The sequence below is a fragment of the Chitinophaga sp. genome (assembly GCF_036566945.1).
Taxonomy (GTDB): domain Bacteria; phylum Bacteroidota; class Bacteroidia; order Chitinophagales; family Chitinophagaceae; genus Chitinophaga.
The window spans coordinates 1-7,134 of sequence record NZ_DATCVJ010000939.1 but is presented as its reverse complement, the minus strand read 5'-3'; the positions used below and the strand labels follow the sequence as shown (position 1 = coordinate 7,134).

Annotated in this window: 4 protein-coding genes; 2 read left to right on the top strand and 2 right to left on the bottom strand. The window is 46.7% G+C overall.

Going from position 1 to position 7,134, the window contains the following annotated elements:
* Positions 1-696 (top strand): MBL fold metallo-hydrolase (locus VIP81_RS28225; RefSeq protein ID WP_331969466.1); only part of this gene is annotated, 696 nt, incomplete at its 5' end.
* A 94-nt stretch (positions 697-790) separates the two neighbouring features.
* Here the strand turns inward: VIP81_RS28225 and VIP81_RS28220 are convergent.
* Positions 791-1,627 (bottom strand): class I SAM-dependent methyltransferase, encoded by an 837-nt coding sequence (locus tag VIP81_RS28220; protein WP_331969463.1) that lies wholly within the window; start codon positions 1,625-1,627, stop codon positions 791-793.
* A 158-nt stretch (positions 1,628-1,785) separates the two neighbouring features.
* Here VIP81_RS28220 and acnA point away from each other — a divergent pair, with 158 nt between their 5' ends.
* Positions 1,786-4,512, top strand: coding sequence for an aconitate hydratase AcnA (gene acnA / locus VIP81_RS28215; RefSeq protein ID WP_331969460.1), 2,727 nt, complete (start codon positions 1,786-1,788; stop codon positions 4,510-4,512).
* Positions 4,513-4,729: 217 nt separating this feature from the next.
* On the opposite strand, the gene VIP81_RS28210 is transcribed toward acnA, so the two are convergent.
* Positions 4,730-6,973 carry a cation:proton antiporter gene (locus VIP81_RS28210; RefSeq protein ID WP_331969457.1) on the bottom strand — a complete coding sequence of 748 codons (2,244 nt, stop codon included), beginning with the start codon at positions 6,971-6,973 and terminating at the stop codon, positions 4,730-4,732.
* Positions 6,974-7,134: the final 161 nt, after the last annotated feature.

The following is a 7,134-nucleotide window of genomic DNA, read 5'->3' as shown; positions in this document are numbered from 1 at the left end:
ATGATCAAGGCTTTCCCGGGCGCAAACGCCTATACGCCTGCAGATATGCCGGAAATAGATCTGATGATTATTACACATAATCACTATGATCATCTCGATAAAAAAACACTGTCATTGTTAAAACCACATACCAAAATTATTTATACTTCACTGGGCGTAGGTAAGGATTTGCAGTCCTGCCTGATGCGGGGAAATAATATCACGGAAATGGACTGGTGGGAAACCCAGGAAGTGGCAAAAGATATTCGCCTAACGGCAACGCCTGCACGGCATTTTTCCGGTCGTGGATTTAAAAGAGGTGGCAGTCTTTGGTCCTCTTTTGTATTGCAGATATTCGGATACCAGCTTTTCCTGGGAGGTGATTCCGGCTATGATACTCACTTCAAAGCAATAGGCGATAAATATGGTCCTTTTGACCTCGTGATACTGGAATGTGGACAATACAATGATAACTGGCCTTTTATTCATATGAAGCCGGAAGACACCGTGCAGGCAGCCATAGACCTGCAGGCCAAAGTGTTGTTGCCGGTACACTGGGCTAAATTTACGCTTGCCAATCACCCTTGGAATGAACCCGCCATCCGCGTTACCGCCAGCGCTGCACAAAGGGGGTTGGCTATTACCACTCCCCGGATAGGAGAGCCGGTAATAGTAGGTGAGCATTATCCACAGGATCATTGGTGGAATAGCTTTTAGCTATTAGCTTTTAGCTTTTAGGAAATGCAGCGAAGATCAGCATAATATAATCTCCGCTGCATTTCCTAAAAGCTAAAAGCTAATAGCTAAAAGCTCATAAACTAAAGCTCAGCATTTCTATAATGCCTTCGCCGGGTGCATGAAATAGTTTATTGTATCCGGTAATTTTTCTTTCTGTTTCACACATAGGCTCCAGATTTTCCAGGGCAGCATCCAGCTGATAGATAATACCGGCCATGTCCGCGTGGCTGTTAACATTTAATGGGGCGCCAACATATGTTTCCAGCATTCTCAGCACTCCTTCATGATAAGGCAGAAAGGTGGTGGGTACATCTTCGGGTGATAAGGTATAATCGAGCATTACCAGGTGCTGTTTATTCGGCGTTTTAAACAGTTTCATGGTATTGATAAAAGCTTCATTGCTGACATAATGAATCACCCCTTCAAAAACAATGATGGCGGGAAGATCTTCCCGGTAGCCATTTTCCAGGAGTTTACTCCGGAGTAAAACGGTATCTGTTACATCGCATCTTGAAAAGCGGATCAATGGTTCTTCGGGGATAATGGCGGCATAGAGCCGCTGCTTTTCTTCAATGTATCCGTTATCTATTTCTATAATCCTGCTGATTTGTTCCCGGTAATTTTCGAGGAGATATAAAGAAAGCGGGTCCAGTCCTGCGCCCAGCAGAATCACCTGTTGCCCCGGCGCCTGGGTAATCCTTTCCCGCAACATGGCCCGGATACTTTGTTTGCGGAAACAGATGGTATCTATGACCAACGGATAATACCGTTTCAGTTCATAAAAGATACGGCTGGTTTCACTAAAATCGATGGACTCAATATAACGCTGTTGAAGTGGAGTTGTATAGAGTTGCATGGCTGCTTCCAGCACGAGGCGGGAAGTCGAGGGGACTTTCAGTTGCTGAGTCATTTTGAGGGGTATTTAGGATAAAGCTAGGAACTGCGGGTGCGTAGGCATTGCAGGGTTATTTTAATATTAAAACGATCTAAAAGGTTCATAATAAGGTATATTCGTAAACAAATCGTTTGAGTCATTGTTTCCTTATTGTTGTCAACTAATCATTTATTATGGAGCCTCGTATCGCATCACTCAGCAAGCTGGAAAAGGAAGGAAGACAAATTTCCCGTCTGCCTTTTTCCATCAGGATCTTATTAGAAAATGTATTAAGGAATCACGATAATTTCGCCATTACAGATGAACACCTGGAAACGCTGGTGAACTGGGACCCTGCGGGGATAGACAAGGAAATACCTTTTAAGCCGGCCCGTGTGCTGATGCAGGATTTCACAGGAGTAGCCGCCGTGGTGGATATTGCCTCCATTCGTGCGGAGGTGATCCGGAAAGGGAAAGAGGGCGCTAAAATTAATCCGGCCATACCGGTGGACCTGGTGGTAGATCACTCGGTGCAGGTAGACTTCTTCGGTACGGATTATTCCTATACAAAAAATGTGGCCTATGAATATGAGCGCAACAAAGAGCGGTATCAGCTGCTCAAATGGGCGCAACAGGCATTTGATAATTTTACGGTAGTGCCTCCGGGCATGGGTATTTGCCACCAGGTAAACCTCGAATACCTGGCCAAAGGCGTTATTAACCGCGATGGCTGGCTGTTTCCCGATACGTTGGTAGGAACAGATTCACATACACCTATGGTGAATGGCATTGGGGTATTAGGCTGGGGTGTTGGTGGGATAGAAGCAGAAGCAGCTATCCTGGGGCAGCCCATTTATTTTTCCTGTCCACAGGTGATTGGATTAAAGTTGACCGGTCGTCTCACCGAAGGGGTGACCGCTACCGATATGGTACTCGCCATTACGCAGTTGTTGCGCAAATACGGGGTGGTAGATAAATTCGTGGAAGTATTTGGCGATGGGTTGGATCATTTGTCGGTACCGGACAGGGCTACCATTTCCAATATGTCGCCGGAATTTGGTTGCACTGTTACCTATTTCCCGATAGATCATCAAACGTTGCAGTACATGCACCGTACCAATCGTCCTCCGGAACAAATTGCGCAGGTAGAATCGTATTGCAAGGAAAATATGTTGTGGCGGCATGGAAATGAAGAAATCACGTATACGGATATACTGGAAGTAGACCTGGGTGGGATACAATCGGCTGTAGCGGGGCCTAAGCGTCCGCAGGACCGTATCCTGGTGAGAGATCTGCACAATGAATTTGAAACGCTGCTGAATAAAGAGTTCAAGCGTATGTATACGCCGGAAGGAAAGCGCCGCGATACTGCATGGTTGGCAGAAGGTGGTTCCGGTACCGCGTTTACCTATGAAATACAAAAGTCTTCCGAAGACGTGGCGGTAGAACTGGACTCCTTCAAGTCTGTCCGTATTAAATTAAAAAATGAAGAATATGTGCTAAGTGATGGCGCTATCACTATTGCTGCTATCACCAGTTGTACCAATACCTCCAACCCCAGTGTAATGATCGGTGCCGGACTGGTGGCGAAGAAAGCTATTAGCCGTGGGTTGAATGTAAAGCCCTGGGTAAAGACCAGCCTGGCGCCCGGCTCCCGCGTGGTAACTGAATACCTGAAACGTGCCGGGTTATTAACAGAGCTGGAAGCTTTGCGTTTTCATACGGTTGGATATGGCTGTACTTCGTGTATTGGTAACAGTGGGCCTTTGCCGCCGGCCATTGCAGAAGCAGTGGATAAAGGCAACCTGGTGGTCGCCTCGGTACTATCTGGCAACCGTAACTTTGAAGCACGTGTGCATCCGCAGGTGAAAATGAATTTCCTCGCGTCGCCGCTGCTGGTAGTGGCCTACGCCATTGCCGGAAGGATAGATGTAGATATGCTGACGGCCCCACTGGGCTATGATCCCAATGGAGAACCAGTATACCTGCGCGATATCTGGCCTACCCAGGAAGAGATCAATGAAGCCGTAGCTGCAGCAGTGAAACAGGAAGATTTTGAAAAAATATACAAGGTAATATTTGATGGGGATGAGCAGTGGCGTGGATTGTTGGCACCGTCCGGAAAAGATTATCATTGGAGCAACGATTCTACCTATATCCGGGAAGCGCCATTTTTTAATGGGCTGCCGGAAGATCCGGCGCCGCTGGAAGATATCAAAGATGCCCGCGTATTGCTGAAGCTGGGTGATTCCGTGACCACCGATCATATTTCTCCCGCCGGTTCTTTCAAGGCAGAGACCCCAGCAGGCAAATACCTGTTGGATCGTGGTATTGATCCCCGTTTGTTTAACTCCTACGGTTCCCGCAGAGGGAATCATGAAGTAATGATACGGGGTACTTTTGCCAATGTGCGTATTAAAAATGAATTATCGCCTAAAGAAGGCGGATTTACCACGATCATCCCTTCGGGCGTAGTGCTGCCCATTTACGATGCTGCCGTGCAGTATGCCGCCACTAAGGTGCCATTAATCATACTGGCGGGTAAAGAGTATGGCAGCGGTTCTTCCCGCGACTGGGCCGCCAAGGGCACTAATCTCCTGGGTGTAAAGGCCGTGATTGCAGAAAGCTATGAACGTATTCACCGCAGCAACCTGGTAGGTATGGGTGTGCTACCGCTGCAATATATGGAGGGTGAAAATGCCGCGTCGCTGCAGCTGTCAGGTACCGAAGCCTTTACCATCATGGGTGTATCTGCTGATCTCACGCCGGGTAAAATACTAACGGTAACGGCTACACCGGCATCGGGCGATCCGGTGGTGTTTCAGGTAAAATGCAAACTGAATTCTTTGATAGAAATAGAGTACTACCGTCATGGCGGTATTTTGCAGTATGTGCTGAGGGCGTTTTTGCAAAAGGCTTAGCGCGATTTTTTGTCTTTGTTCAGGATTATACTGATTTAGATGATTTTCAGGATTTTATTTTGGGGATTATAAAATGATTTTAAAAAGATTAGGGAAGATATAAGTACATGCCCGCTTTCATCTTCCCAAATCTTTTTAAAATCTATAAAATCAAAAAAGTAAAAATCTGGAAAATCATCTAAATCAGTATCATCCTGAACAAAGACAAAAAATCGCTTTAAGCTTTATTCCGCGAAAATTCCATGATCTTTTTCCGGTTGCCTACCAGCCAAACCACATCTTCCCATTCAAACACCATTTCAGAGGCCGGGTTCAGGATTTTTTCACCACCGCGGGCAATGCCCACTACCAGGGCTTTTGTTTTTTCCCGTATGCCCGAATCGCGGATGGTTTGTCCTTTGAGGCCGTTGTGTTCATCTACCACCAGGCTGGTTAAGCCGATATTTTCATCTGCCACATCATCACTCCGGTGAACATTCAGGGTATTTACCACGCGGTTAAATTCTTCCAGTTGTGCTTCCGTGCCAATGGCGGTGAGGATATCATGCGGGAATAATTTTTCGTCGCGGGTTGGGGCATAAATGGTGACATTCCCTCTTTTGATAGCGCCCACATTGATGCCATATTGTTCACGGAGCTGTAGTTCTACGAGTGGCCTGTCTACAAGACTGGACCAGGGATCTATTTCTATTTCAGATACCTGTGCATCCCAGGGCAGGAGGTCTGCCGCGGCGGCTTTATGGGCTGCTGCATCCGCATTTTCCCTTGCATTCAGATTGGCGAGGAAGCGGCGTTCAATACGGTGATAGTATTTCTGTAGTTGCGAACGAAGCACCAGCAATACACAGGCTAATACGATGGCGGTGCCCAATAATGCCTGCCAGAAAGGAAAGTATTGGTTTACGAGGAAACCTACCAGCAGCACGGCTACGATGTTACGTACTACTTCCACCACGACCAGCGGGCCATGATTGTATTTGGAATCCAGCCACAGCGCCTTGTATGAGATGCTGGAGATTTTTTGTACCATCAGTGCCCAGATAAATGGCGACATCATCGCAATGCCGATGACCACACAAAGCAGCTTGGCGCCGAAGGTATTGTTGAGATATTTGATGACGAATGGCCCGATGTAATAGGTGTTCAGCAGGATGATGGCCAGCATGATCACACTGTTCAGTACAATTACTTTTACATAGCTGCGCAGTACAATGCGCCAGTCGCTTTCCGCCTGTAAGGTTTGGGAACTGGCACTATAGCGGTTCAGGGAATTTAACCAGCGTGCCGGAATAATTTTTTCCAGCCAGTTGTACAACGGCACGGAAAACTTAATCATGTAAGGCGTGGTAAAGGTGGTGATGGCTGAAACGCCCACTGCTACGGGGAACAGGAACTCGCTGGTCACACCCAGGGTTACCCCCAGCGTGGCAATGATGAACGCAAATTCGCCTACCTGCGCCATGCTCATACCTACCTGTACGGCCTGTTTCAGCGGTTGCCCGGATAACAATGCGCCGATGGTGGTACTTAAAAATTTACCGGTTAAGGTTAATAACGTGATCCATAACACCGGCCACTTATATTCTACAATCATTTCCGGGTTAATGAGCATGCCCACGGATACAAAAAAGATGGCGCCGAATAAATCTTTTACCGGTTGTATCAGGTGTTCTACTTTTTCGGAAGAAGTAGTTTCTGCAATGATAGAACCCATGATGAATGCACCCAGTTCTGCAGAGAAACCAACTTTGGTGGCCAGTATCACCATGCCCAAACAGAGGGCTATACTCAGTATCAGCAGGGTTTCACCGTTCATGTACTTATCCATTTTCCGGAGAAAAGTAGGCAGCAGGAAGATGCCTGCCAGAAACCAGATGGCGAGAAAGAACATGAGTTTGGCGATGGTAAACAACATCTCCGTGCCTTCAAACTCCCGGCTCACGGCCATGGTGGATAACAGTACCATCATGAGGATCACCACAATATCTTCTATCACTAATACACCGAATACGATTTTGGTAAAGGACTTTTTCTTGATCCCTAATTCTTCAAATGCACGGATAATAATGGTGGTAGAGGAACTGGCGAGTAAGCCGCCGAGGAATAGACTGTCCATGAAACCCCAGCCCATCAGTTGCCCGGTAAAATAACCGGCCACTGTTATACAGGCTATTTCTACAAATGCGGTGATGGTGGCGGTGCCTCCTACGCGCATCAATTTTTTGAAACTGAATTCCAGTCCCAATGAAAACAAAAGGAATATTACGCCGATCTCGGACCATGTTTTTATTCCCGTAGCATCTGCGATGGTAGGGAATAAATGAAAGTTCGGACCCACTAAAAATCCCGCAATGATATACCCTAGCACCATCGGCTGTTTCAGCCGTCTGAATAGTAAAGTAATAACGCCCGCCGCTCCTAATATTAATGCCAGGTCAATGATCAATGATGGTAGATGCATACAGTAAATATCGATTTAAGGTTCGTGTGTTGTACATTTATGGCCATGAGAAATCACCGCACATATGTGTCAGATGCCAGTTTCCGGATCTATGAATATCGCTAATATATCATTTTTCCCGCGGGGAAGCAAGAGAATGTTTGGGAAGAGGAGGTAACAAT